This is a genomic window from Acidithiobacillus ferriphilus, from assembly GCF_028215975.1.
Classification (GTDB): domain Bacteria; phylum Pseudomonadota; class Gammaproteobacteria; order Acidithiobacillales; family Acidithiobacillaceae; genus Acidithiobacillus; species Acidithiobacillus ferriphilus.
The window spans coordinates 844,685-868,182 of sequence record NZ_CP116458.1 but is presented as its reverse complement, the minus strand read 5'-3'; the positions used below and the strand labels follow the sequence as shown (position 1 = coordinate 868,182).

Genomic DNA, 23,498 nt, shown 5'->3' with positions numbered 1-23,498 from the left:
CCGGGACCGGCATGGCTAAACGTCGGCTTTATCCGCTGGAGCCTTTATTCGGGCGCATCCTGTCACCCTTCGAGCAGTTTCTGCGGCGGGCGACGGCGGGCGGCATCGTCCTCATCGCCGCCACGATCCTGACCCTGGTGATCAGCAACTCCGTCTGGCATGTGCCATACCACGCCTTTTGGGAAGAGCACCTGGGACTGCACTGGGGTGGCTGGGCGCTGGATCAAAGCCTCCATCACTGGATCAATGATGGCCTGATGGCGGTGTTCTTTTTTGTCGTCGGGCTGGAGCTGAAACGGGAATTTCTGGTGGGGGAACTCTCCTCCCTGGCCGATGCCGCCCTGCCCATCATTGCGGCCCTGGGGGGCATGATTGCCCCGGCGCTTATCTATCACCAGTTCAATCCCAGTGGCCCCGCTGCGGGAGGCTGGGGCATTCCGATGGCGACGGATATTGCCTTCGCCATCGGTATCCTGGTGCTGCTGGCCTGGCGCATCCCCCGCAACCTGATTATTTTCATCACCGCACTGGCCATTGCCGACGATCTCGGCGCAGTGCTCGTCATTGCCATTTATTACACACCGGCACTCAACGTGGCCGCCTTAATCGTCGCCGGAATTTTATTCCTCATACTGGTTCTTCTCAATCAGGGCGGCATCCGTAATCCCCTGCCTTATCTGCTGTTAGGACTGCCCTTTTGGTATTTCGTCATGCTGTCGGGGGTGCATGCCACGGTCGCCGGGATATTGCTGGCCTTCACCATACCGGCCCGCGGCCGCATCCGGCCTGACGAACTGGCCGACGTCCTGAGTGCCCGCGGGCAAAACCTGCGTGATACCATCATCCACAGCAAGCGCCTTGATCCTCTGGTGAATGGCCAGCTCGCCGGCATCATCCAGAGCTTGCAACACAGCAGTTCCGCAGCCATCGCGCCACAACAGCGCCTCGAACACGTGGTTCAGCCCTGGGTCACCTTCGGGGTTATCCCTATTTTTGCCCTGGCCAACGCGGGCATCAACTTCGCGCAGGTATCCACCGGAATGCTGTTCAGTACGGTCACCCTGGGTACCTGTCTGGGCCTGGTGCTGGGCAAATTTATCGGGATCAGTCTCAGTAGCTGGATTGCGGTGCGCCTCAAAATCGCGCGTCTGCCCCACGGCGTACAATGGCGGCACCTGCTCGGCGCCGCCTGGCTGGGCGGCGTCGGCTTCACCATGTCCTTATTCATCAGCCAACTGGCCTTTACCGCCCCCAATCTGCAAGAAGAAGCCAAGCTGGGCATTCTCCTCGCTTCCTTGATCGCCGCCATTATCGGTCTGACCTGGCTCTTCTGGGTCGACCGCAACGAGGCTCCTGCATGATTCCTGCTGACTTATCACTTGCGGTACAACAGGCCCTCGCCGAAGACATCGGCAGCGGTGACCTGACGGCGGCGCTGATCCCCGCCGCCACCCAACTTCGCGCCCAGATCCTCAGCCGTGAGGCGGGTATCCTCTGCGGACAGGGCTATGCCGAAAACACCTTTGCGGCACTTTCGTCGACTATCCAAATACACTGGCAAATCGCCGAGGGTGCCAGCGTTGCCCCCGATCAAGTCCTCTGCATTCTGGAGGGTCCGGCGCGCGCACTGCTTTCCGGCGAGCGCACGGCGCTGAATTTTCTACAGACTCTGTCCGGCACCGCGACCCAGGTCCGTGCCTATGTCGATGCCCTGAGCGGCCATAAAACGCGCCTCCTGGATACCCGCAAGACCATCCCCGGCCTGCGCCAAGCCCAGAAGTATGCGGTCCGGATCGGTGGCGGTCACAATCACCGTCTAGGACTCTACGACGGCATTCTCATCAAGGAAAACCATATCGCCGCCTGCGGGAGCATCACTGCGGCACTCCAGGCGGCGCGGCAGATTGCCCCGGCGCTAACCCGCATAGAGGTCGAAGTGGAAAATCTGCTGCAGTTGGAAGAAGCGCTGACGGCTGGCACCGATATGGTGCTGCTCGACAACTTCCCCCTGGAAGATCTGCGCCATGCCGTGCAGCGGGTCGCCGGGCGCCTGCCCCTGGAGGCCTCCGGGAATATAGGCGTGCATAATATCGCTGCGGTGGCGGCCACCGGGGTGGATTTCATTTCCGTCGGTAGCCTCACCCGGAATCTGCGCAGCCTGGATTTGTCGCTGCGCTATCTCTGAGCGTTTTTCCATTCAAGCAAGCCCTTGCCGCCGCTTCCAGACCGCGCAGCATCTCATCCACTCCGCCGCCGTCGGCACTTCCCGGTTCTGGCTGCAGATCCGGCTTGCCAAGATGAAAACCCGAATTTCTTGACAAGATACCGATTGGTCGGTATTTTTTTCACATGATGACACAGCCCATACGAAAAACCCGTAACCCGGAGCAGACGCGCAGCGATCTGCTGAGGGCCGCCTACACCGAGATTCTGGAATCCGGCTTTCAGGCCGCCAGCCTGGAACGCATCCTTGCCAACACCTCGGTAAGCAAAGGCGCTCTTTACCATCACTTCAGCACCAAGCGCGACCTCGGTCTTGCCGTGATCGAAGAAGTTATCGCGCCACAACTGGCGACGCGCTGGTTCGCGCCTTTTACCGAGCACGATGACCCCTTGGCCAGCCTCCAGCGTATTCTCGAAGAAAAAATCAAGATGGCTGACGAATCAGTGATCCGCTATGGCTGTCCCCTCAACAATCTGATTCAGGAAATGAGTCCTCTCGATGAAGGATTCCGCCACGGCCTGCAACAGATTCTGGATCGCTGGGTCGAGGTCATGGCCTCAGCCCTGGCCGATGGGCAACTTGCCCGCAAGGTGCGGGCCGATGTCGAACCGGAAGAAGTGGCGCTCTTTATTGTTGCCGCGATTGAAGGCTGCGTCGGCCTGGGTAAAAATGCCCAATCTGTCGAAGCCTATCAGCGATGCCTGCGCCAGCTACAACTTTATGTCAAATCACTGGCCGCCTGACCGCTGCCCAGTATCAGGCCGCGGATACACGCCATTTTAAAGAGGAAATATAAATATCATGTCGCAGATTAGCTCTGAATGGATTCAACTGGAAGACGGCCCACGAGCCTGGTATGCCCGCCCCGGCACTGCGGGTCCACACCCGGCCATAGTCGTGTTCATCGAAGCCTTTGGCGTCAACCAGCACTTTCAGGATGTCGCTGAGCGTCTTGCCCGGGCGGGGTTTTGTGCCATCGTGCCTGACCTTTATCATGGTAAAACTTATGAATATTCCGATTTTGACAGGGCCATCGGCCATCTCAAAACGCTCAATGATGAGCTCGCCATGGCGGAAGCCGGACTCGCTATTCAGGCACTGCATCAGCGTAGCGAAGTGCGCAAGGACGCAATCGGCGCACTCGGCTTCTGCATGGGCGGGCGCCTCACCTTCATGGCCAATGCCGTCCATGCCGACCGACTCAGTGCCGCCGTCGCCTTTTATGGCGCCGGTATCGCACCCGATCTGGACCCGGTCGGGCGCAAGCCACTGCTGCATCTGGTGCATCAAATGCGGGCGCCGCTGCTGCTGCTCTATGGCACTGAGGACCAATCCATCACGCCCGAAGAACATGGTCGTATTGCCAGTGCGCTCAGCACCGCCCATAAGCGTTATACCCTGACCGTATTCCCGGATGCACCACACGGCTTCTTTGCCGATCCCCGGGACAGCTTCCGTCCGGAGGCCGCGCAGGAAGGCTGGCGCCTGACCCTGGACCACTTCACGCATTATCTCGGAGCGTCTGCGTGAGTCAGCGGCTATTTTCTCCCTGGGCCTTGCGCAGCATCACCCTGCGTAACCGCATCTGCGTAGCACCCATGTGCCAGTACTCCACCCCCGACGGGGTGGCACGCGACTGGCACATGGTGCACCTTGGCAGCCGCGCTGTAGGCGGCGCTGGCCTGGTCATGGTCGAAGCGGCGTCCATCAGTCCGGAAGGCCGCATTTCTCCCCGCGACCTCGGTATCTGGACGGATGGACAGGCGCAGGCACTGGCCCCCATCGTCGCCTTCATGAAGGCGCAGGGGGCGGTCACCGCCATCCAGATCGCCCATGCGGGACGCAAGGCGTCCACCCAGCCGCCCTTCCTCGGTGGCAACCCCATTGCGCCCGATGCCGAGGGCGGCTGGGAACCTCTGGGGCCCAGCGCCCCGTCCTTCAGCCCCAGCCACACCCTGCCCCACGCCATGGACGATCAAGACCTGGAGAAAGCGCGCCAGGACTTCGTAGCCGCAGCCCGGCGCGCGCTGGCAGCGGGATTCGAGGTCCTGGAACTGCACATGGCCCACGGCTACCTGCTGCACAGCTTTCTTTCCCCCATCAGCAACCAGCGCAGCGATCAATACGGCGGCAGCCTGGAAAACCGCATGCGCCTGCCGCTGGAAATCACCGCTGCCGTGCGCGCCGTCTGGCCCGAACACCTGCCCCTCTGGGTACGTATTTCGGCCACCGACTGGGTACGCGGCGGCTGGGATCTGGAGCAGTCCATCTCCCTCACCAACGCATTAAAGGCGCGCGGCGTAGACGTCATCGACTGCAGCAGCGGTGGCATGACGCCGGATGCGGTCATTCCCGCCGGTCCCGGCTTCCAGACACCCTTCGCCAGCGCCATCCGGCGGAAGGTGGGCATACCCACCGTCGCCGTCGGCCTCATCACCGAGGCCATGCAGGCGGAACACATTCTGGTTACCGAACAGGCTGATGCGGTGGCTTTGGCCCGGGAGCTCCTGCGCAATCCCTACTGGCCCCTGCATGCAGCACAGGAACTGGGCGTAGACCTCACCTGGCCCGTACAGTACGATCGCGCCAAGCCACGCCCCTAATACGCTGAGATCAATCAGGGCGGTGAGCCCTCCTCCAACAGTTTCTGCAACTGTGCCAGCGTCGCCCGCCGCAAAGGCCTACCATCCACGGGTGACGCAGGGCTGCGCCGATCTTCGTCCAGCTCAAAGAGGATCAGACGTAAGTCTGCACCAGCGTAATTCAACTTTAAGGAAGGATAGTCGCGAGCCTGCGCATCCCCATAATGAAGTCGCTGCCAGGTCTCTTCATACGCGATCTGCTGATCCATCAGAAAAAAAATCACACTCTCCGGCGTATCAACAAAAAGATGGAGCGTAATGGCCGCGTGGCGCGTCGCGGTTCCACTCAATACCGGTCCGATCAAGCGCGGCTGGAACTCCGCAAGCCAGTGCATGGATTGCGCCGCCTGCTCGCGGAGCCGACGCAACTCCGCACTATGCGCCTCGCCATGAAAAAGCTGTAGACGAGACTGGAGTTCTGCTTCGATCTCCGCATTACTTGGCCAGCCCTGCTGGGCGTCGCCGCTGGCGCCCAGGCGACGCGCCGCTTTTTCCTTGGCTGCCCGAAAATCGGACACCCCCTCGTCGGCCATAATCCGCGCCGACTCCACCGCCAGCAAGCGCCGCAAACGGGATTGTTGCTGTAACCTGGCCATCATTACACCCCGCGGTCATTGTCTGCAAACGGTATTCCGCATAAGATAGCGCAATTGCGAGAGTGGCGGAATTGGTAGACGCACTGGATTTAGGTTCCAGCGGTTTAGGCCGTGCGAGTTCGAGTCTCGCCTTTCGCACCAATAACGGGGGTGTAAGAATTTTTGTGTAAATGGTCATTTGGCAGGAAACTGCCGTTCTGACCAGGTGTACGCGCTGATCCACATGAACGGTGTGCGGAATTAGATCGTCTGCGCGGCGACTGCCAAGGCCCTGGATCCGGCCCAGTGGCGGGCAAACTGCCGCGCCACCCGGCCACTGCGCGAGCCGCGCTGCAAAGCCCAGCGCAGGGCTTCCTCCCGCCATTCCGCCGGCGGCGTCCGCACTTCCAGGCGCTGCAGATGGATGGCGCAAATATCCAGATACATGGCCTGATCAAAGGGATAAAAGCCCAGCCATAAGCCGAAACGCTCGGAAAGACTGATTTTTTCTTCCGCTGTCTCGCCGGGGATGATTTCTTCACCGTGGCGATGATATTCCTCATTGTCGGCGAAGTGGCGCGGCATCAGGTGGCGACGATTGCTGGTGGCGTAGAGCAGCACGTTGTCCGGGCGCGCCTCCACACCGCCGTCCAGCAGAGATTTAAGGGCCTTGTAGCCGGGGTCATCGGCACCAAAAGACAGGTCGTCGCAGAAGAGCACAAAGTAATAGGCCTGTTGCGGGTCCGCTGCCTGCAACGCGGCGAGAATCTCCGGCAGGTCGAGAATGCCGTCCGGATCAATTTCGACCACTCGCAGCCCGCGATCCGCATAGCGACGCAGGAGCGCCTTGACCAGCGAAGACTTGCCCGTGCCCCGCCCACCCCAGAGTAAGGCGTCATTGGCGGGAAAACCGGCGACAAACTGGCGGGTGTTCAAGTCCAGTGCGGCCTTGCTGTCTTCGATACCGAGCAGTTCGTCCATCTCCGGCAAGTCCACGCGCGCCACCCCTTCCAGACGGCCACCAAGAGGCAGATGGCGCCAGCGGACGGCCTTTACCCCAGAAAAATCGGGCAGAGGATGATTGCTACTGTCCCCCAAAAGGGCGGCCAAGCCCTGAATCACCTGTTGACGTTCCACTGTCCACGGACTCCTTTCTGTGATTAGATACCACTAGCTTAACCCATTTACCGTGGCGCGTCATGAAACTGCTTACCGACTTCCTCCCCATCATCCTCTTTTTCGTGGCCTACAGGATTCACGGAATCTACACGGCCACCGAGGTGCTCATCGTTGCCGCCATCCTGTTGATGGCCTGGCAGTGGTGGCGGCGGGGCAGAGTGGAGACCATGACCTGGGTCTCCACTCTGCTGATCCTGACCTTCGGCGGCCTGACCCTGTATTTTCATAACGACACCTTCATCAAGATCAAGCCCAGCATTCTCTATGTGCTGTTCGCGGCCGCCCTGCTCTTTACCCACTGGCGCGAGGAACCCCTCCTGCAGCGCCTGATGGGCGGACAACTGCCGGCCACGCTGCCCTTGTCTTTCTGGCGGCGCCTCAATAGCTACTGGATTGCCTTCTTTCTCTTCGGTGCAGGCCTGAATCTGATCGTGGCCTATGCGTTTTCGACAGGTATCTGGGTGGATTTCAAGCTTTTCGGCATGCTCGCCCTCACGGTCATTTTCGTGCTCTTTCAAGCGGTGGTGATCTCGCGTGCCTTGCCGCAAGAGGCTAAGGATAGCGATTCATCGGCTAGTCGCTGATTAGCAGGGACAGTTGCCAAGTTGCCGCAAATGGGGCAATTTTAGGAGCATACACCTCACCGACAGGATCCAATGGCCCATGTATTACTGCATTATTGGCACTGACAATCCCGATTCCCTGAGCATACGCCAGACGGCACGGGGTGATCATCTGGCGCGCCTGCATCAGTTGCAATCCGAGGGGCGTTTACTGACGGCGGGGCCATTCCCCGCCATAGACTGTGAAGAGCCGGGCGAAGCGGGCTTTACCGGCAGCCTGATCATCGCCCGCTTTGACTCGCTGGAGGATGCCCATACCTGGGCTGCCGCCGAACCTTATCTCAGTGCCGGCGTTTACGCGGATGTCAGCGTTCGCCCTTATAAAGGAGTATTTTTGCCATGAACAAGGAAATCCTTGGTAATTTATTGCGTGATGCCCTGAATCCTGAATTCCTGGAAATCGATGACCGGACGGAAGCCCACAGTGGTCATGCGTCGTCCGGCGATGGCGGGCATTACGAGGTGCGCATTGTCAGCAGCCGGTTCGCGGGCTTGCCCCCATTGGCACGACACCGTCTGGTCAATACGGCCACCGACCCGGTACGTCAGGAGATACACGCGCTATCGATCAAGGCCTATAGCCCGGAGGAGTTCGCCGCCCAGAACCAGCCCAAAACACCGCGCCCGACCATCGCCCTGAACGTCCTTTAAGGACCGGGATAATGACAGCCAGTGGCTTTGTCCGCGGCTTCCGCGAGTCTTCGCCCTACATTCATCGCTTTCGCGGGCAGACCTTCGTCATCAATTTCGGTGGCGACGCCCTGGCGGACGGCAGCATTCGCAGCCTCGCCCATGACATCGCCCTGCTCAACAGCCTGGGCATCAATGTCGTCCTGGTGCACGGGGCCGGGCCGCAGATCGACGCGGCACTGCGGGCCCATCAACTGCGCACCGAGCGGGTCAACGGCAAACGCATCACCGACCTGGCGGCCATGCAGATACTCCGCGAGGCGGTAGGCGGCGCCCGTCTGGTGGTGGAGGCGGCGTTGTCCGAGGGACAAATGGGCTCGCCCATGGCCCATGCCGGGTTGCAGGTGGTCAGCGGCAACTTCATCATCGCCCAGCCCATTGGGGTGCTGGAGGGGGTGGATTACCAGTATACCGGGCAAATACGAAGGGTGGCGACGGAGGCCATCCAACGCCATCTTGCCGCCGATGAAATCGTCCTGCTCTCCCCCATCGGCGTCTCACCGACAGGCACCCTGTTCAACATCCGCGCGGAAGAAGTGGCCGTAGCGGCGGCCTTGGCCTTGCACGCCGCCAAGCTGGTTTTTTTCATGGATGAAGACGGCGTGACCGATGCCCAGGGCCAACTCCTGCGCCAGATCACCCTGTCTGAACTGCCGGGATTGCTCACCCGGGACGACATTCAAGGCGACCTGCGCGAGCATCTGCACAGCGCCGCGATCGCCTGCTCCGGAACGGTGGATCGTGTCCATCTCATATCCCGGCATGTGGATGGTGCGTTGCTGCGCGAACTTTTTACGCGCGACGGTCTCGGCACCCTCATCTCGCAAGACCCTTTTGAACATCTGCGAACCGCCACCGTCGCCGACATCCCCGGCATCCTTGACCTGATCGGCCCCATGGAAGAGCGCGGCGTGCTGGTGCGACGCAGCCGGGAACGCCTCGAAATGGAAGCAGACCACTTTGTGGTCATGGAGCGGGACGGCAAGATCATTGGTTGCGCGGCCATGTATCCCTACCCTGATCAGGGAATGGCCGAAGTCGCCTGCCTCGCGGTAGACAACCACTATCGTCGCCAGGGGCGCGGTGAGCGGCTGCTCGATTACTGTCAGGAACGGGCGCGTGAGCAGAAGTTGGAACGGATCTTTGTGCTCAGCACCCAGACGACCCACTGGTTTCTGGAGCGCAATTTTCACAACGGCGCCTTGGAGGATTTACCGGTACCACGGCAGCACCTCTACAACTTCCAACGCCGCAGTCAGGTATTTTTTCGCAGCGTGAAGGCCTGAAGCGGGGTCAGGAGGGGTCGGCGGCTGCCGCAATCTCCCTTGCTTCGCCTTCCGAAGACGGCCCCTCCTCCTCTTCCCGTTCCATAGCGACGGCGCGGTCGGGCAGCTTAGCCAGACCTCCAGTGCGTCCATCATAACGATTGACCACGGTGCAGCGGCGGGCGATGAAGCCACCCTTTTCCGTCTCACTGGACTCAAGATCAAACTCCAGAATAATATCCCGGCTCGGGAGGTCATCCGTGTCCAATGCGCGCGGCAAATCGGAAATGTGGACAAAGGCCGACTCGTAAGGAGAATCTTCCTGACGGGTGTCCGTCACCCACAAACGGGCGGAAATGGCGGTCAGAAAGCGGATGAAACCGAAACCACGATCGGCCTCCCAGCGGATGCAAATACCGCGGATGCGTGAACCCAGCTCCCCCCACGGCACCCGCGCATCACCGCGCGAGGGAATCAGACCCGGCACCAGATAACCCGAATAGAAGGCGTCGGCCTCGTGCTGTAATTCCCGGGAAACATTACGGAAGGCCAGCACTTCGACCCGGCACCCCTTGTTCTGCAGGGCGCGCACGACCTGCAGGAAGTCTCCGTCGCCGGTGACCAACAGCACCTGATCCAGCCGCTCCGACTGCAGCATCACGTCCACGGCCAGATCGAGATCAGCATTGGCCTTGGACATGCTGTTGCCTTCTTCGTCCACGAACCAACGTACCGGCTTTTCGATGATTTTCCAGCCCAGATCGCGCACCGCCTGCTGATAGCCACGAATCCGCTCCCGGTATTCACGGTCGCGCTTCATGCGCTCATCATCCACCGCCATATAGGTATTCAGGCGCAGCAGCCGCGCCTCGCCTTCCCGTCCGGCAAAGCGCCGCAGTATGTCATAACGCATGGAATAGCCGCCGTTGTAGCGGATATTTTCGGCATCCACATAGACGCCAATATGTAGCTCACCATTACTCATAAATGCTCAGGATTCCAGGATTGCGCCGTTGGCGGCGTTGGTTACCAACTTACGATAGCGACGCAACCACGATGACTTCAGTGGTTTTTCGATCGGCACCCAATGCTTGCGGCGTTCGGCCAATACCGCATCACTCAAGTCGACGTGGATTTTGCCGTTATCGAGGTCAAGAAAAATAATGTCACCATCTTGCAGCAGACCGATAGGGCCGCCCTCCGCGGCCTCCGGGGAGATATGGCCGATACAGGCCCCGCGAGTCGCCCCACTGAAACGGCCATCGGTAATCAATGCCACACTTTCGCCCAGCCCCATGCCCATGATATTGGCGGTAGGTGTCAGCATTTCCGGCATACCGGGGCCGCCCTTCGGACCTTCGTAACGGATAACCACCACATTACCAGCCTTGACCTCGCCGGCAAGAATGCCATCAGCCGCCGTTTCCATGCTCTCAAAAATCTTCGCAGGTCCCGAGAATTTCCGCATGGCCGGCAGCACCGCACCGATTTTGACAACGCCTCCTTCCGGCGCGAGATTGCCGAAGACCACCCGCAGGCCGCCGGTGGGCGAAATGGGATCATTGGCCAAATGGATAATCTTGCTGTCCTTCACCGCCGCCGCTGTCACAACCTCCCGCAAACTCTGGCCACTGACCGTCGGCTTGTCCAGATGCAGTACGTCGGGGTTGCGCTTGTGCACCTCATGCAGAATGGCGGGGATGCCACCAGCGCGACCGATGTCCTCGATATGCACTGTGGACAAGGCCGGTGACACCTTGGCGAGATAGGCCACCTGCTGCGCCAGATCGTTCAGCCGCGCCAGCGGATAATGCAGACCGGCCTCCCGGGCGATAGCCAGGGTGTGCAGCACCGTGTTGGTGGAACCGCCCATGGCCATGTCCAGTATGAACGCATTGTCGATGGCATCGAAATCCACCAGTTGCCGCATGGTCGGCCCGCCCGCCATGGCCAGCGCCACCACTCGATCCGCCGCCTGACGCACCAGGTCGCGGCGCGCCGCCGCGGTCGCCAGAATGGTGCCGTTGCCGGGCAACGCAATCCCGAGGACTTCCATCAGGCAGTTCATGCTGTTGGCCGTGAACATGCCGGAGCAGGATCCACAGGTCGGGCAGGCTTTATCTTCAATTTCTTTGAGACGTATCTGCGTGATTTGCCCGCGCTTGAACTGACCGACCGCCTCAAAGGCCGTCACCAGATCGATCGCCGTTCCGTCAGACAGGTGTCCGGCTTCCATGGGGCCGCCGGAGACAAATACCGTGGGCACGTCACAACGCAGCGCGCCCATGATCATGCCGGGCACGATCTTGTCGCAGTTGGGGATACAGATGAGCGCGTCCAGATGATGGGCCTGCACCACCGTTTCGATGGAGTCCGCAATCAGTTCACGGCTCGGCAGCGAGTAGCGCATACCATCATGACCCATGATGATGCCATCATCCACGCCGATGGTATTGAACTCGAAGGGCACCCCCCCCGCCGCGCGGATATTCTCCTTGACGATGCGGCCGAACTCCTGCAAATGCACATGACCGGGAATGATATCAATATAAGAATTCGCCACCCCGATGAAAGGTTTATCCATATCCTGATCGGTGACACCGCAGGCCTTGAGTAGGGCGCGGTGGGGGGTGCGTTCAAAGCCTTTTTTGATCATATCGGAGCGCATGGAATCCTCGTGGCAAGTTCAGCGGGGGATGCATCGCGTGGATAGCACCCTGATAGCGGCGCGACAGGGTGCAGAGTAAAAGCACACTGACCGTCTGGTTAGTGCCTAGAGTATAGGGCCAAGTGGGAGACAGGCCAAGAAGCGGACATTCAACCTTGCGGCGCAGCAGGCGCTGGCCGCAACCACGCATCCCATATCGCCAACAATACGGCCAGCAGCACCGGCCCCAGGAACAGCCCCAGGACACCGAAGGCGAGAATGCCGCCCAGCACCCCGAAGAACACCAGCAAAAACGGAATCCGTACCGCGCTGGAAATCACCAGCGGGCGAATCAGGTTATCAATCCAGCTCACCACCAGCGCACCCCACAGAGCCAGCCCTAATCCCGCCCAGATGTCGCCCTGGAAGAGCAGCCAGAGACTTGCGGCGCCCCAAACCAGGGGTGTACCGAAAGGAATAAAGGAAAACAGCAGGGTGATGGTGGCCAGTAATACCGGCGCCGACAGTCCTGCCACCGCGTAACCCACTCCCGCAAGGACTCCCTGCGCCACCGCAGTCGCCAGAATGCCGTAAATCACCGCACGGATGGTGCTGGCCGCCGTCCGCAGATAAGCGTCGCCCCGCTGTCCCAGCACCTGACCGACAAAACGGCGCAACTGATCCAACAGTAATTCACCATGCCGGTAGAAGAAAAAGGCGGTGATGAGAACGAGCATAAGCAAAGCGCCGAAACGCCCGATCCCGCCCGCAATACTGCCCAGCCGCCCCGCCCAGGCGGAGAGGTCGGGAGACAACGCGCCGGGCATCAGTTTCGCCTTCCAGGAGGCAGGAATCTGGGCGAGCAGATCGTGCACCCAAGGTATCCGATTCAGCCTTGCTTCCAGGGTCGTGTGTGCATCCTGGCTGGCGAGGTCGGTCAGTAGATGGTGCAACTCCGTCCCCAGAGTGATACTCAGAAAAAGTACGGGAAGAATAGCGATCAGCGCCAGCATGAGGGTAGCGCCTGCTGCTGCCAGCACGGGCGACCAATGTCGGCGCATAGGACCAGCCAGCGGCCAGGTCGCGTAAACGAGAATGGCCGCCCAACCAAGGGCCGGCAAAAAGGGAGAAAGGATTTTCCAGATCAGAGCAAAAAAAAGAACGGCGGCGAGCAATTGGCCGGAGGCGAAGCGCAGATCGCGAACCGTCAGATCCGCGAGGCGCATCGTGATCTAACGCCGCGCGACGCCGCTTTCTCGCGCGGCAACGGTCACCGCGCCAGAGACCCGCGATCGTAGGCGCGGGTCCAGCGGCTTGGGGATAATGTACTCGGGACCAAAAGCCAGACCTTGCGGCGCAGTCAGCCCGTAAGCGGCCTGCACCTCATCCGGCACATGCTCCCGCGCCAGCTTCGCCAAAGCATCCACGGCCGCCAGCAGCATGGGCTGGTTGATCTGCCGGGCCCGGCAATCCAGCGCGCCGCGGAAGAGGAAAGGAAAACCCAGCACATTGTTGACCTGATTGGGCATATCCGAGCGACCCGTGGCGACAATGGCGTCAGGACGCAGGCGCCGCGCTATGGCGGGGTCTATCTCAGGATCGGGATTGGCGAGTGCAAAAATCACTGGCTTGGGCGCCAGCATCGGTAACGCCGCTTCCGGAATAGCACCGCGCACAGAGACGCCGATGACCACATCGGCACCGCGCAACATCGCCGCCAGATCCCAGTCCTGGGGTGCCGTCGCAAAGGGTTGATGCCATTGGGTAAGGTCTCTGCGTCCGCTGTGCAGCACGCCGTGCAAGTCGCTCAGGAAGATATCAGCCACGCCCAGCGCCCGCAACATCCGCGCAATGGCAATCCCGGCGGCACCCGCACCCACAATAGCGACCTTGACGCGACCTAACTCCTTACCCTGCAACTCCAGTGCATTCTGCAATGCAGCGGCCACGATCACGGCCGTACCATGCTGATCATCGTGGAATACGGGGATGTTCAGCATGGCCTGCAAAGCTTCCTCGACCTCAAAACAGGTCGGAGCGGCGATGTCTTCCAGATTGATGCCGCCAAAACCGGGGGCGATGGCCGCCACCACGTCGATGAGATGTCCGGCATCGCGCGCCTGCACTTCGATATCAAAAGCATCGATATCCGCGAAGCGCTTGAAGAGCAGTGCTTTGCCTTCCATGACCGGCTTGCCCGCCAGCGGTCCGACGTTGCCCAGACCAAGCACCGCCGTACCATTACTGACTATGGCGACGAGGTTACCCTTCGCGGTGTAGTCGTAAGCCTTGTCCGGATCGGCAACAATCTCCCGCACCGGAGCCGCGACGCCTGGCGTGTAGGCGAGAGACAGATCTTCCTGGCTGCCGCAGGGCTTACTCGGTATGACCGAAAGCTTACCCGTTGGCGCGCGGGCGTGATACTCCAGCGCCCGTCGCCCCAAATCTGCCTGGGCATCGGTCTCCGTCATGGCGAGTTACTGACCGCCGTAACGCTTGCGGAATTTCTCTACCTGACCAGCGGCAGAAACGGCGCGCTGCTTACCAGTGTAAAAGGGATGGCATTCGGAGCAGAGGTCAATGTGCAGGTCGCGACCCGCGGTCGAGCGCGTCTTGAAGACGTTGCCGCAACTGCAGGTGACGGTAATTTCTGCGTACTTGGGATGAATATCGGTTTTCATGGTAGCTACTCTCGGGGCCTCGATACAAAGAGGCGAATTATAGGGATGGACAGGGCAGGCGTCCAGCGGGTCCGCTTAACGGTTCATGGAGTCAAAAAACTCCGCGTTTGTTTTGGTACCACGCACCTTGTCGAGCAGGAACTCCATGGACTCCACCGGATCCATGGGTGCCAGCAGCTTGCGCAGCACCCACATTTTGCTGAGCATGTCGGCCTGGACCAGCAGTTCCTCCCGACGCGTACCGGATTTATTGAGATTGATGGCCGGATAAGTGCGTTTCTCAGCAAGACGGCGGTCGAGGTGGACTTCCATATTACCGGTACCCTTGAACTCCTCGAAGATGACTTCATCCATCTTGGAACCGGTTTCCACCAGGGCCGTGGCAATAATGGTCAGACTGCCGCCCTCTTCGATATTACGTGCAGCGCCGAAGAACCGCTTGGGCTTCTGCAGCGCGTTGGCGTCCACGCCGCCAGTCAGCACCTTGCCGGAGGATGGCACCACCGTGTTGAAGGCGCGCGCCAGACGGGTAATGGAGTCGAGCAGAATGACCACATCGTGTTTGTGCTCGACCAGGCGCTTGGCCTTTTCCAGGACGATCTCTGCAACCTGGGTGTGGCGCGTCGCCGGTTCATCAAAGGTGGAGGAGACCACCTCGCCCTTCACGGAACGCTGCATTTCCGTCACTTCTTCCGGACGCTCATCAATGAGCAGCACGATCAGATAGCATTCAGGATGATTGGCGGTGATGGCGTGGGCGATCTGCTGCAGCAACACCGTCTTCCCCGTTTTAGGCGGGGCGACGATCAGACCGCGCTGGCCCTTACCGATGGGTGACACCAAGTCAATGATCCGCGGCGCCATTTCGCCGTAGGGGATATTGTCGGATTCCAGACGCAGTCGCTCTTCGGGGAACAGTGGCGTCAAATCGTCGAAGTTCACCTTGTTGCGGGTCGCTTCCGGCGCTTCGAAATTGATGCTCTCCACCTTGAGCAGCGCGAAATAGCGCTCCCCCTCTTTGGGAGGGCGAATCTGCCCGGAAACCGTGTCCCCGGTCTGCAGATGAAAGCGCCGCACCTGCGAAGGCGAGACATAGATGTCATCCGGTCCTGCCATGTAGGACCCGGAGGCTGCGCGCAGAAAACCAAAACCATCCTGCAAAATTTCCAGCACGCCCTCGCCGTAAATGGCATCCCCGTTGCGCGCGTGCGCCTTGAGAATATTGAAGATGATTTCCTGCTTCTTCTGGCGGGCGGTGCCCTCTAACCCCATTTCCTGACAGATCACGGCCAACTCAGCGGCCGTTTTGCGCTTAAGATCGGTCAGATTCATCGCCGAAGCGCCGGGTGCCGGACAAAGCGTATTATCGTCTTCGTCGTCTAGCAGAATGTCTTCGTTGGGGAAGGACTTGGGTATCCGGGGAGATTTACGGCGAGGACGTGGTGTATTCAAAGTTGGCTATCCAGGAATGTGGTCAGCTGGGCTTTACTCAGAGCACCCACCTTGGTAGCTTCAAGCTTGCCCGCCTTGAAGAGGAGCAGCGTGGGAATACCGCGAATGCCGTACTGAGGAGGAGTGGCGGGGTTTTCATCAATGTTAAATTTGGCAACCTGCAAACGGTCGGCATACTCGCCAGCGACCTCTTCCAGGATGGGGGCGATCATCTTGCAAGGTCCGCACCATTCGGCCCAGAAATCGACCAGGACCGGTTTAGAGGACTTCAGTACATCCGTTTCAAAACTGTCATCCGATACATAAAGAATAGCGTCACTCATTGGAGAGGGCTCCTCAGTCAGTTGGGTACAACGCTTTGGTGGACATTCATTGAGATTTTTATCATTTCGGGGGGGTTTAAGCCGGGACCACATGCGCCGGATGGCGCCCATAGATAAGCACTTCTTTCAGTCCATAAGGTGGTTGAAGGATAGCACGATAAAACTGGGATGCAAGAGCGATGAGCGGTCACTTTAAAGTTAGGATTTCAAGCCAGTAAGAGTGGCGGAGAGAGAGGGATTCGAACCCTCGATGGAGTGTTTAGCCCCATACTCCCTTAGCAGGGGAGCGCCTTCAGCCGCTCGGCCATCTCTCCGGTAGCACGATTCTAACCGGTGCCGGGGCTGAGGTCAAAACCTGACGCACCGATGTTAGCCCAAAGCACCCCGTAACTGGAGCAATCCCCTCCGCGTTGCTACACTGAGGACATGCTCAATGAAAGCTCCCGTCTGTTGCTGCAACAACAATTTCTGGAACGCTTCAGCGGACGCACGATCATTGTGCATCGTGGGTTCCCGGAACACTTCCTCCGCGAACTGCTTGAGCAAGCCGGCGGTGGCGGACATTTCCGAGTGGATGTCCGTATTCCCGAGAGCACGCCACCAACACCTATCGAATGGGTGGTGCATCGCTTCGTGTTACCGCTCTCCCTACCCCTGCCACTGCTCATCCGGGTCGATGCTGACGCACTCTATCTGCGTCACCTGATGCATGACAATATTGTTGGTCACCCCAGCGAAATCCTCTGGATGCTGGACACCATCCGCGAACGCCATCACGCTCGACTTGATCGCCAGCAAGGCCGCTACGCCGTCAGCATGGGCATGGCCGTGCAAGACAACGATGTCGACTACAGCTTCAACAATGACTGACACTCTCGACGACGCTGCACTGCTGCGTTACGCGCGTCAGATTCTCTTGCCGGAAATCGATATCGCCGGACAGCAGGCGCTGGCCGCCAGCCGGGTACTGATCATCGGCATGGGTGGCCTGGGCTGCCCCGCCGCCCAGTATCTCGCGGCCGCAGGCGTCGGCAACCTGACCGTCTGCGATGGGGATCAGGTCGAACTCAGCAATCTGCAACGCCAGATTCTCTATAGCGAAGCCGACCTGGGACGTCCCAAAGCGCGGGCCGCACGCGATCGGCTACGTGCCATGAACCAGCAGATCCGGGTCGGCGCCTGGACGGAATCAGCACAATCCGAGTCTCTTGCCGCGGCGCTGGACACCCACGATCTGGTGCTGGACTGCACAGACAACTTCAGCAGCCGCCACGCCATCAACCGTGCCTGCCGTAACGCTGGCAAGCCTCTGGTCAGTGCTGCGGCCGTCCGCTGGGAAGGCCAACTCGCCGTCTTTGATTTTCGTGTGCCGGAAAGCGCCTGCTATGCCTGTCTCTACCCGGACGGCATGGAGGACACCGAAGATACCTGCTCACGTAGCGGCGTCCTTGGCCCGCTCCTCGGCGTGCTCGGCGGTATGCAGGCGGCAGAAACCATCCGCCTGCTCTGCACGGGCCATTCCCCGCTAGCCGGGCAGCTCCTGCTGGTGGATGCGCAAAGCTGGCAGTGGCGGCAGATCGCCCTGCGCCGCGACCCGGCCTGCGGCGTCTGCGGGTGAAGCGCCTGAAACTGCCACGCACCCTGGCCAACGCCCTGCTTGCAGACCTGCAATCCGGTGTTGGCGAAGGACTTATCGGCGCCCTCGCCGACGTGCCCGTCTCCGTCTATCCCTGTCAGCCAGCGCACTTTGCCGCAGCGCTCGCGTTGATCCGGTCCCGTGGCGAAACATCTTTCGCACGTTACGCTCACGCCGCAGCGCCCATCGCGGACAGCGTCCCCACCGGCACGTCCTATCAGATATTACTGGCTGCGGACATCAAAGGGGTGATCATCCTCCGCGCCTTCACCCGCGCGGAGGATGGCGCGCGCTGGCAGGAACTCGACATCGAGCTCGACCATGACTGACACTTCAGAGTTTTCCGTGACATCTTTCAACATCCAGGTGGGCATCGGCTCCCATCGCGCCCGGCACATGTTCCTGCACGGCTGGAAATATGTGATGCCGCACGGCCAGAGTCTGCGCAACCTGGAGCGGATCGCCATGATTTTGGAGGAAACCGACATCGCTGGACTCAACGAGGTCGATGCCGGCTCTTTTCGCAGCCAGTATGTCAACCAGGCGGGTTTTCTCGCTGACCGCGCCCATTTCCCTTACTGGGCGCAACAACGTACCCGTGACTTTGGCGACTTCGCCCAGCACAGCAACGGCATTCTCTCCCGCTGGCCCATTGAAGAGACCATAGCGCATTCCCTGCCGAGCTTCATGAAAGGGCGCGGCATGCTGGAAAACCGGCTCAATGTTGGCGGAAGAGCACTGACAGTGATCATCACCCACCTCGGCCTCAGCCGTCACGCGCGCCTCAGTCAGATACGCGATCTCGCCCAACGCCTGCGCGGACGTCCGAATCTCATTCTCATGGGCGACCTGAACTGCACGGCACGTTCCCCGGAAATACGCCTGCTCCTCAACGAAAGTGGGCTGCAGGCGCCACCCTGGAGCCCGCCTACTTTTCCCAGTTGGTCACCGCGCTTTTCCTTCGATCACATCCTCTGCAGCCCTGACCTGGAATTTACGGCGATTGCAACCGTCACCGAACCGCTCTCCGATCATCTCGCGCTCAAGGCGAAACTGCGCTGGAGCTCGGCGGCAGCGGCAGATGCAAAGCCCCAGTGACGGTAAAAGGTACCCGCATATCGAGCATGCCGGTCACCAGATAGCCTTTGATGGTATAGGGGAGCCCGGCCCCAGCGCTGACACTGCCGAGATCCCCCAGCAATGGCAGAAAATTGCCCGTGACCGGTATACTCACCGTGGCACTGCCGTAGGCGGGCACATCGACCGGCTTATCCAGCAAACCGTAAGCCACCTGCCGATCCTGCACATACAGACGCGCCTCCCCCGCCTTGGCATGGAGCGCGCTGTCATTGGGGTTGCTGACCTTGAGCGACAGCAAAAATGTCTGCGCCACCAACCCCACCGACTCCGGCTGGATACTCAGCAACTGCAGCTCCGGATGGTGCATAGGAAACGCGCTGCAGGCGCTGAGCGGCAGCGCGACCAGCAGCAGCGTGGGCCAGCGCCGAAACCATTGGGTGAAGCCGAAGCTTCGTGCAACAATAGTCATCCGTGTACTCCTGCGAACGTCAGTCGCCGAGTATAACCTAAGGAATGACCGAGAAAAGCCCAGACCCGCCATGACGGAAAGTAACGCACAACAACCCCACTGGGAACGCGACGGTCAGACGCTGCGCCTCAGCGGGCGCTGGACTCTGCGGCGTCTCGGCGGCAATTTCGCGGCGCAAGAAGCGGCGCTGCGGAACATAAACCCGGAAATAGTGTGGGATCTCTCCGCCATTGAGGCCCTCGACAGCGCCGGGGCCATCCTGCTCTGGCAAGCCTGGGGCGGCCAGTTGCCGGGAAACATCCGGATGGAGGACCAGCATCGCAGTATCTTCGCCCGTCTGGCGCAGGTTCCGCCGGTTACCGCCCCACCCCGGCGCCCCTGGCAGTTTCTTGACCGGCTTGGTGCATTCCTGATCGAAACGGGACACGACCTCTGGGGACTTTTTCTGCTCATGGGCGCCCTTTTGCTGGAGTTCGGGCGCGGACTGCGCCACCCGCGCAGCTTTCCGTGGCGCGAAATCTCCGCCACCATCGTCAATACCGGTCCAAACTCGCTGCCCATCCTCACCCTGATCGGCTTCCTCATCGGCGTGGTGATTTCTTTTCAGTCGGCCTCGACCCTTGCCCAATACGGTGCCAATATTTATATCGTCAATATTGCCGGCCTGAGCATTCTGCGCGAGTTCGGGCCGTTGATTACCGCGATCATTCTTTCAGGGCGTTCCGGCTCCGCCTTCACCGCGCAAATCGGCGGCATGTGCGTCACCGAAGAACTGGACGCCCTACGCACTTTCGGCATCCCCCCGATCCGCCGCCTGATTCTGCCCAAGGCCATCGCCCTGGCGCTGGTCATGCCGCTGCTCGTCCTCTGGACCGACATGGTGGGACTCTTCGGGGCCATGCTCGTGGCCAAAATGGAGCTCGGCATCAGTACTGGTTTCTTTATCGAACAAATGCCTATCGTGGTCCCCAGTTTCAACCTGTGGCTGGGCATTGCCAAAGGCGCGATCTTCGGTATTTTGATTGCGTGGATCGCGGGTTTTCATGGCCTCAAGGTGAAACCCAACACCACCAGCCTGAGCCGGGAAACGACCAGCTCGGTAGTCATGTCCATCACCCTGGTGATCCTCATCGACGCAGCCCTTGCCCTGGTTTTTGCCAATACGGGAGGTGGCGGCTGATGACCCGCCCCAACGCCATTATCCTGACCGATATCGCCACTCGGTTCGGAACCCGCTGGATCCAGCGGCATCTTGATCTGACCATACATTGCAGCGAGATACTGGCCATCGTCGGCGGCAGCGGTACCGGCAAAACCACCCTGCTGCGCGCCATGATGGGCCTCGTCCCCATCGCTGAAGGGCAAATGATCATTCTTGGCAAAAATCCACACGCGCTCAATCTGCGTGAACAGATTGCTCTACGCCAGCGCTGGGGAGTGCTTTTTCAACAAGGTGCCCTGTTCAGCGCCCTGACGGTTTTTGAAAATATCGCCTTTCCTCTGCGCGAGTGGGGCCATTTGACCCGCTCCGAAATCAGCGATCTGGTAGCCCTGAAGCTGCAAATGGTAGGTCTACAGCCCAATGACGCTTGGAAATTACCTGCAGAATTATCGGGCGGAATGGTCAAGCGGGTCGCCCTCGCCCGTGCGCTGGCGATGGAGGCGGAGATTCTCTTTCTCGATGAGCCCACCTCTGGACTCGACCCCATCGCCGCTGCCGAATTTGACGCCCTGCTCCGCCAAGTCCACCGCGACATCGGTTTCACCGTTGTCATGATCAGCCATGACCTCGACAGCCTTGCCGCCACAGCGGATCGCGTCGCAGTGCTTGCCGATGGCAAGGTACTGACGGTTGGGCCGCTCACCGAGATCCAGCAGGTGGATCATCCTTACATCCGCGAGTTCTTTCACGGGGAGCGCGGCGAACGTCTGCTGACCAGTCTCCGCGCCACCGGCGAATGTTAAGTGCCAAGCCCTGATTTCAATCCGCTGCCGGAACGACCTTCCCATCTCCCCAGCGCCGTCCGATTCGGTTCGGCAGGCCCAACTGATCCAGAATCCTCGCCACAATGAAATCCACCAGATCTTCGATTTTTTGCGGGCGATGGTAAAAACCGGGGCTCGCTGGCAAAATCCGCACCCCCATCCGCGCCAACGTCAGCATATTTTCCAGATGAATCGTGGAGATGGGGCTTTCACGGGGCACTAGAATGAGTTTCAGGCCTTCCTTCAGCATCACATCCGCGGCGCGCTCAATCAGATTCCTGGACAGCCCGTGGGCGATGGCCGCCAGTGTCCCTCCGGAACAGGGACAGACCACCATGGCCTGCGCCGCGTTAGAGCCGGAGGCCACCGGGGAGAACCAGTCGTCCTGGGCATAAACGGACAGCAAGTCCGGCTCGGCGCCGAACCGTTCAGTGAGAAAACGGGTTACGGCCTCCGCCGTAGACGGGAGTTCCAGATCCAGTTCTTCACGGCAAACAATCCGCGCCGCATCCGATATCAGCAGATAGACCCGCGTCCCGGCGGTCAGCAACACCTCCACCAATCGCATCCCATAGGCCGCCCCGGAAGCACCGGTAATGGCCACACAAATCCGCTCCTGATGTCGCCAATCTTCCATTGCCGCTCCTATTGAACCGGGTTACGATTTTGCCGATGAACTTCGGCGGGCGAGACGTTCCAACAAGCGTTCGTGAATCCCACCGAAAGCGCCGTTACTCATAATGAGCACCTGATCCCCCGCGTGCAATTCTGCATCCAGCGCCCGTAAGAGTGCATCCATATCCGCGTAAAGCTGCGCGGCAGAGCCCAGTGCGGTCGCCACATCCCAACCGATATCTGCGGGGGCATAGGCAAACACCCGATCCGCGCCCTGTAGGCTATGCCCCAGCGTCTGTCGGTAGACCCCCATCTTCATGGTATTGGAGCGCGGCTCCAACACTGCTACCAGGCGGCCCTCCCCCGCCATTCGCCCACGCAGGGCCGCAATGGTAACAGCGATGGCCGTGGGGTGATGGGCAAAGTCGTCATACACCGCCACGCCGGCTGCTTCACCGCGCAGTTCCAGCCGCCGCCGCACCCCCTGAAAGCTTTGCAAGGCTGCGCAACCAACCGCCAGCGGCACCCCGGCATGACGGGCGGCCAGCAAGGCCGCCAACGCATTCTCGGCATTGAAGGCCCCGACCATCCCCCAACTGACCCGGCCGCGCTCCACGCCCTGCTCCAGCACGGTAAAACGACCGCCATCCGCGGTATCGAGCCGTACCTGCCACTCGCCTTCTCCGGCAAAACGTTGCAGGGGCGTCCAAGAACCGCGCTCCAACACCTGTTTCAGTGCCGGCGCCGCATCGTTCATGATGATCGCGCCCGTACCCGGCACGGTGCGCAGCAGATGGTGGAACTGGGTGACGATCGCCTCCAGATCCGGGAATATATCGGCATGATCGTACTCCAGATTATTGAGAATCAGCGATCGCGGGTGATAATGCACGAATTTGGAGCGCTTATCGAAAAAGGCCGTATCATACTCATCCGCCTCGATCACAAAAAAAGAACTGTTCGTCAGCCGCGCCGACACCCCAAAATTACGCGCTTCACCACCGATGAGGAAACTCGGATTGAGCCCCGCCTCCTGCAAGATCCAGGTCAGGATGGAGGTCGTCGTGGTCTTGCCGTGGGTGCCTGCCACTGCCAGTACCCAGCGGTTTTGCAGAATCTCCCGCGACAACCAGGCCGGAGCGGAGTCATAGGGAATCTGTCGGTCCAGCACGGCCTCCACGCAGGGATTACCCCGCGACAGGGCATTGCCGATGAGTACCAGGTCGGGGGCAGGGCTCAGTTGGGCGGGATCATAACCCTCATGGACTGTAATCCCTTCCCGTGCCAGCAGGTTGTTCATGGGCGGATAGGTACGGCTATCCGAACCCGTTACCTGGTGCCCAGCCGCCCGCGCCAGCAGCGCGATGCCCCCCATAAAGGTCCCGCAGATACCGAGAACGTGAATATGCAT

At 60.2% G+C, this 23,498-nt stretch carries 27 protein-coding genes and 2 tRNA genes; 16 read left to right on the top strand and 13 right to left on the bottom strand.

Annotation, left to right across the window (positions count from 1 at the left end; all coding sequences use genetic code 11):
• Positions 1-11: 11 nt before the first annotated feature.
• The 5 genes from nhaA to PJU76_RS04255 all read left to right on the top strand — a co-directional run bounded on the left by nhaA (position 12) and on the right by PJU76_RS04255 (position 4,827).
• Positions 12-1,361 (top strand): Na+/H+ antiporter NhaA, encoded by a 1,350-nt coding sequence (gene nhaA / locus PJU76_RS04275; RefSeq protein ID WP_271780621.1) that lies wholly within the window; start codon positions 12-14, stop codon positions 1,359-1,361.
• The gene (gene nadC, locus PJU76_RS04270) at positions 1,358-2,185 is read left to right on the top strand and encodes a carboxylating nicotinate-nucleotide diphosphorylase (RefSeq protein ID WP_271780620.1); all 828 of its coding nucleotides are present in this window, start codon (positions 1,358-1,360) and stop codon (positions 2,183-2,185) included. Before nhaA ends, nadC begins: the two co-directional genes overlap by 4 nt.
• A 164-nt stretch (positions 2,186-2,349) precedes the next feature.
• Positions 2,350-2,967 (top strand): TetR/AcrR family transcriptional regulator, encoded by a 618-nt coding sequence (locus PJU76_RS04265; RefSeq protein ID WP_226817568.1) that lies wholly within the window; start codon positions 2,350-2,352, stop codon positions 2,965-2,967.
• 58 nt (positions 2,968-3,025) lie between these two features.
• Positions 3,026-3,754: a dienelactone hydrolase family protein gene (locus PJU76_RS04260; protein WP_271780619.1), complete on the top strand. Its 729-nt coding sequence runs from the start codon at positions 3,026-3,028 to the stop codon at positions 3,752-3,754.
• Positions 3,751-4,827, top strand: a complete 1,077-nt coding sequence (locus tag PJU76_RS04255) for an NADH:flavin oxidoreductase/NADH oxidase (RefSeq protein WP_271780618.1) — start codon at positions 3,751-3,753, stop codon at positions 4,825-4,827. Before PJU76_RS04260 ends, PJU76_RS04255 begins: the two co-directional genes overlap by 4 nt.
• Before the next feature lie 14 nt (positions 4,828-4,841).
• Here PJU76_RS04255 and PJU76_RS04250 read toward each other — a convergent pair whose 3' ends face one another.
• Positions 4,842-5,465 carry a nucleotidyltransferase gene (locus tag PJU76_RS04250; RefSeq protein ID WP_271780617.1) on the bottom strand — a complete coding sequence of 208 codons (624 nt, stop codon included), beginning with the start codon at positions 5,463-5,465 and terminating at the stop codon, positions 4,842-4,844.
• A 53-nt stretch (positions 5,466-5,518) separates the two neighbouring features.
• Here PJU76_RS04250 and PJU76_RS04245 point away from each other — a divergent pair.
• A tRNA-Leu gene (locus tag PJU76_RS04245) sits at positions 5,519-5,603 on the top strand.
• Between the two features lie 99 nt (positions 5,604-5,702).
• Here the strand turns inward: PJU76_RS04245 and PJU76_RS04240 are convergent.
• Entirely contained in the window at positions 5,703-6,578 is an 876-nt protein-coding gene (locus tag PJU76_RS04240; RefSeq protein ID WP_271780616.1) for an ATP-binding protein, read from the bottom strand.
• A gap of 62 nt (positions 6,579-6,640) precedes the next feature.
• Between PJU76_RS04240 and PJU76_RS04235 the strand changes: the two genes are divergently transcribed.
• The 4 genes from PJU76_RS04235 (at position 6,641) to argA (ending at position 9,219) form a co-directional block, all read left to right on the top strand.
• Positions 6,641-7,204 carry a septation protein A gene (locus PJU76_RS04235; RefSeq protein WP_271780615.1) on the top strand — a complete coding sequence of 188 codons (564 nt, stop codon included), beginning with the start codon at positions 6,641-6,643 and terminating at the stop codon, positions 7,202-7,204.
• A 79-nt stretch (positions 7,205-7,283) separates the two neighbouring features.
• Positions 7,284-7,586, top strand: coding sequence for a YciI family protein (locus PJU76_RS04230; protein WP_219616089.1), 303 nt, complete (start codon positions 7,284-7,286; stop codon positions 7,584-7,586).
• Entirely contained in the window at positions 7,583-7,894 is a 312-nt protein-coding gene (locus tag PJU76_RS04225; RefSeq protein WP_271780614.1) for a BolA family protein, read from the top strand. Before PJU76_RS04230 ends, PJU76_RS04225 begins: the two co-directional genes overlap by 4 nt.
• A gap of 11 nt (positions 7,895-7,905) precedes the next feature.
• Positions 7,906-9,219: an amino-acid N-acetyltransferase gene (gene argA, locus PJU76_RS04220; RefSeq protein ID WP_271780613.1), complete on the top strand. Its 1,314-nt coding sequence runs from the start codon at positions 7,906-7,908 to the stop codon at positions 9,217-9,219.
• Between the two features lie 7 nt (positions 9,220-9,226).
• On the opposite strand, the gene PJU76_RS04215 is transcribed toward argA, so the two are convergent.
• From PJU76_RS04215 to PJU76_RS04180, 8 genes are all read right to left on the bottom strand, one after another.
• Positions 9,227-10,183 carry a LabA-like NYN domain-containing protein gene (locus tag PJU76_RS04215; RefSeq protein ID WP_271780612.1) on the bottom strand — a complete coding sequence of 319 codons (957 nt, stop codon included), beginning with the start codon at positions 10,181-10,183 and terminating at the stop codon, positions 9,227-9,229.
• 6 nt (positions 10,184-10,189) lie between these two features.
• Positions 10,190-11,866: a dihydroxy-acid dehydratase gene (ilvD, locus tag PJU76_RS04210; protein WP_271780611.1), complete on the bottom strand. Its 1,677-nt coding sequence runs from the start codon at positions 11,864-11,866 to the stop codon at positions 10,190-10,192.
• 149 nt (positions 11,867-12,015) lie between these two features.
• Positions 12,016-13,071: an AI-2E family transporter gene (locus PJU76_RS04205; protein ID WP_271780610.1), complete on the bottom strand. Its 1,056-nt coding sequence runs from the start codon at positions 13,069-13,071 to the stop codon at positions 12,016-12,018.
• 6 nt (positions 13,072-13,077) lie between these two features.
• Positions 13,078-14,316, bottom strand: a complete 1,239-nt coding sequence (locus PJU76_RS04200; protein WP_271780609.1) for a malic enzyme-like NAD(P)-binding protein — start codon at positions 14,314-14,316, stop codon at positions 13,078-13,080.
• A 6-nt stretch (positions 14,317-14,322) separates the two neighbouring features.
• The gene (rpmE, locus tag PJU76_RS04195; protein WP_064218811.1) at positions 14,323-14,526 is read right to left on the bottom strand and encodes a 50S ribosomal protein L31; all 204 of its coding nucleotides are present in this window, start codon (positions 14,524-14,526) and stop codon (positions 14,323-14,325) included.
• A 75-nt stretch (positions 14,527-14,601) separates the two neighbouring features.
• Positions 14,602-15,978: a transcription termination factor Rho gene (rho, locus tag PJU76_RS04190; RefSeq protein ID WP_436396000.1), complete on the bottom strand. Its 1,377-nt coding sequence runs from the start codon at positions 15,976-15,978 to the stop codon at positions 14,602-14,604.
• On the bottom strand, positions 15,975-16,301 hold the full coding sequence (gene trxA, locus PJU76_RS04185; protein ID WP_014028549.1) for a thioredoxin TrxA: 327 nt from the start codon (positions 16,299-16,301) through the stop codon (positions 15,975-15,977). The genes rho and trxA overlap by 4 nt, the downstream gene beginning before the upstream one ends.
• Positions 16,302-16,522: 221 nt before the next feature.
• A tRNA-Ser gene (locus tag PJU76_RS04180) sits at positions 16,523-16,615 on the bottom strand.
• Positions 16,616-16,727: 112 nt separating this feature from the next.
• Between PJU76_RS04180 and PJU76_RS04175 the strand changes: the two genes are divergently transcribed.
• Genes PJU76_RS04175 through PJU76_RS04160 form a run of 4 tightly spaced genes read left to right on the top strand, consistent with a single transcriptional unit; the run spans position 16,728 to position 19,035 of the window.
• Positions 16,728-17,171 carry a hypothetical protein gene (locus PJU76_RS04175; protein ID WP_271780608.1) on the top strand — a complete coding sequence of 148 codons (444 nt, stop codon included), beginning with the start codon at positions 16,728-16,730 and terminating at the stop codon, positions 17,169-17,171.
• Positions 17,164-17,919 (top strand): HesA/MoeB/ThiF family protein, encoded by a 756-nt coding sequence (locus PJU76_RS04170; RefSeq protein WP_271780607.1) that lies wholly within the window; start codon positions 17,164-17,166, stop codon positions 17,917-17,919. Before PJU76_RS04175 ends, PJU76_RS04170 begins: the two co-directional genes overlap by 8 nt.
• Positions 17,916-18,266 (top strand): hypothetical protein, encoded by a 351-nt coding sequence (locus tag PJU76_RS04165; protein WP_271780606.1) that lies wholly within the window; start codon positions 17,916-17,918, stop codon positions 18,264-18,266. Before PJU76_RS04170 ends, PJU76_RS04165 begins: the two co-directional genes overlap by 4 nt.
• On the top strand, positions 18,259-19,035 hold the full coding sequence (locus PJU76_RS04160; RefSeq protein WP_271780605.1) for an endonuclease/exonuclease/phosphatase family protein: 777 nt from the start codon (positions 18,259-18,261) through the stop codon (positions 19,033-19,035). The genes PJU76_RS04165 and PJU76_RS04160 overlap by 8 nt, the downstream gene beginning before the upstream one ends.
• Here the strand turns inward: PJU76_RS04160 and PJU76_RS04155 are convergent.
• Positions 18,980-19,486 (bottom strand): LEA type 2 family protein, encoded by a 507-nt coding sequence (locus PJU76_RS04155; protein ID WP_271780604.1) that lies wholly within the window; start codon positions 19,484-19,486, stop codon positions 18,980-18,982. The genes PJU76_RS04160 and PJU76_RS04155 overlap by 56 nt on opposite strands.
• 70 nt (positions 19,487-19,556) lie before the next feature.
• Between PJU76_RS04155 and PJU76_RS04150 the strand changes: the two genes are divergently transcribed.
• Together PJU76_RS04150 and PJU76_RS04145 are read left to right on the top strand one after the other, a co-directional pair.
• Positions 19,557-20,666: an ABC transporter permease gene (locus PJU76_RS04150; protein WP_271780603.1), complete on the top strand. Its 1,110-nt coding sequence runs from the start codon at positions 19,557-19,559 to the stop codon at positions 20,664-20,666.
• A complete protein-coding gene (locus tag PJU76_RS04145) occupies positions 20,666-21,451 on the top strand; it encodes an ABC transporter ATP-binding protein (RefSeq protein ID WP_271780602.1) in 786 nt (261 codons plus the stop codon). The genes PJU76_RS04150 and PJU76_RS04145 overlap by 1 nt, the downstream gene beginning before the upstream one ends.
• 16 nt (positions 21,452-21,467) lie before the next feature.
• Here the strand turns inward: PJU76_RS04145 and PJU76_RS04140 are convergent, their stop codons facing one another.
• Complete coding sequence (locus PJU76_RS04140) at positions 21,468-22,109, bottom strand: flavin prenyltransferase UbiX (RefSeq protein ID WP_271780601.1); 642 nt, start codon at positions 22,107-22,109, stop codon at positions 21,468-21,470.
• 21 nt (positions 22,110-22,130) lie between these two features.
• On the bottom strand, positions 22,131-23,498 hold the full coding sequence (mpl, locus tag PJU76_RS04135) for a UDP-N-acetylmuramate:L-alanyl-gamma-D-glutamyl-meso-diaminopimelate ligase (RefSeq protein WP_271780600.1): 1,368 nt from the start codon (positions 23,496-23,498) through the stop codon (positions 22,131-22,133).

Bases quoted from the DNA above. Each gene is read 5' to 3' on its own strand.
- nhaA (WP_271780621.1), top strand. From the start codon at position 12: ATGGCTAAACGTCGGCTTTATCCGCTGGAGCCTTTATTCGGGCGCATC.
- nadC (WP_271780620.1), top strand. From the start codon at position 1,358: ATGATTCCTGCTGACTTATCACTTGCGGTACAACAGGCCCTCGCCGAA.
- PJU76_RS04265 (WP_226817568.1), top strand. From the start codon at position 2,350: ATGATGACACAGCCCATACGAAAAACCCGTAACCCGGAGCAGACGCGC.
- PJU76_RS04260 (WP_271780619.1), top strand. From the start codon at position 3,026: ATGTCGCAGATTAGCTCTGAATGGATTCAACTGGAAGACGGCCCACGA.
- PJU76_RS04250 (WP_271780617.1), bottom strand. From the start codon at position 5,465: ATGATGGCCAGGTTACAGCAACAATCCCGTTTGCGGCGCTTGCTGGCG.
- PJU76_RS04235 (WP_271780615.1), top strand. From the start codon at position 6,641: ATGAAACTGCTTACCGACTTCCTCCCCATCATCCTCTTTTTCGTGGCC.
- PJU76_RS04230 (WP_219616089.1), top strand. From the start codon at position 7,284: ATGTATTACTGCATTATTGGCACTGACAATCCCGATTCCCTGAGCATA.
- PJU76_RS04225 (WP_271780614.1), top strand. From the start codon at position 7,583: ATGAACAAGGAAATCCTTGGTAATTTATTGCGTGATGCCCTGAATCCT.
- argA (WP_271780613.1), top strand. From the start codon at position 7,906: ATGACAGCCAGTGGCTTTGTCCGCGGCTTCCGCGAGTCTTCGCCCTAC.
- PJU76_RS04215 (WP_271780612.1), bottom strand. From the start codon at position 10,183: ATGAGTAATGGTGAGCTACATATTGGCGTCTATGTGGATGCCGAAAAT.
- ilvD (WP_271780611.1), bottom strand. From the start codon at position 11,866: ATGCGCTCCGATATGATCAAAAAAGGCTTTGAACGCACCCCCCACCGC.
- PJU76_RS04205 (WP_271780610.1), bottom strand. From the start codon at position 13,071: ATGCGCCTCGCGGATCTGACGGTTCGCGATCTGCGCTTCGCCTCCGGC.
- PJU76_RS04200 (WP_271780609.1), bottom strand. From the start codon at position 14,316: ATGACGGAGACCGATGCCCAGGCAGATTTGGGGCGACGGGCGCTGGAG.
- rpmE (WP_064218811.1), bottom strand. From the start codon at position 14,526: ATGAAAACCGATATTCATCCCAAGTACGCAGAAATTACCGTCACCTGC.
- trxA (WP_014028549.1), bottom strand. From the start codon at position 16,301: ATGAGTGACGCTATTCTTTATGTATCGGATGACAGTTTTGAAACGGAT.
- PJU76_RS04175 (WP_271780608.1), top strand. From the start codon at position 16,728: ATGCTCAATGAAAGCTCCCGTCTGTTGCTGCAACAACAATTTCTGGAA.
- PJU76_RS04170 (WP_271780607.1), top strand. From the start codon at position 17,164: ATGACTGACACTCTCGACGACGCTGCACTGCTGCGTTACGCGCGTCAG.
- PJU76_RS04160 (WP_271780605.1), top strand. From the start codon at position 18,259: ATGACTGACACTTCAGAGTTTTCCGTGACATCTTTCAACATCCAGGTG.
- PJU76_RS04155 (WP_271780604.1), bottom strand. From the start codon at position 19,486: ATGACTATTGTTGCACGAAGCTTCGGCTTCACCCAATGGTTTCGGCGC.
- PJU76_RS04150 (WP_271780603.1), top strand. From the start codon at position 19,557: ATGACGGAAAGTAACGCACAACAACCCCACTGGGAACGCGACGGTCAG.
- PJU76_RS04145 (WP_271780602.1), top strand. From the start codon at position 20,666: ATGACCCGCCCCAACGCCATTATCCTGACCGATATCGCCACTCGGTTC.
- PJU76_RS04140 (WP_271780601.1), bottom strand. From the start codon at position 22,109: ATGGAAGATTGGCGACATCAGGAGCGGATTTGTGTGGCCATTACCGGT.
- mpl (WP_271780600.1), bottom strand. From the start codon at position 23,498: ATGCATATTCACGTTCTCGGTATCTGCGGGACCTTTATGGGGGGCATC.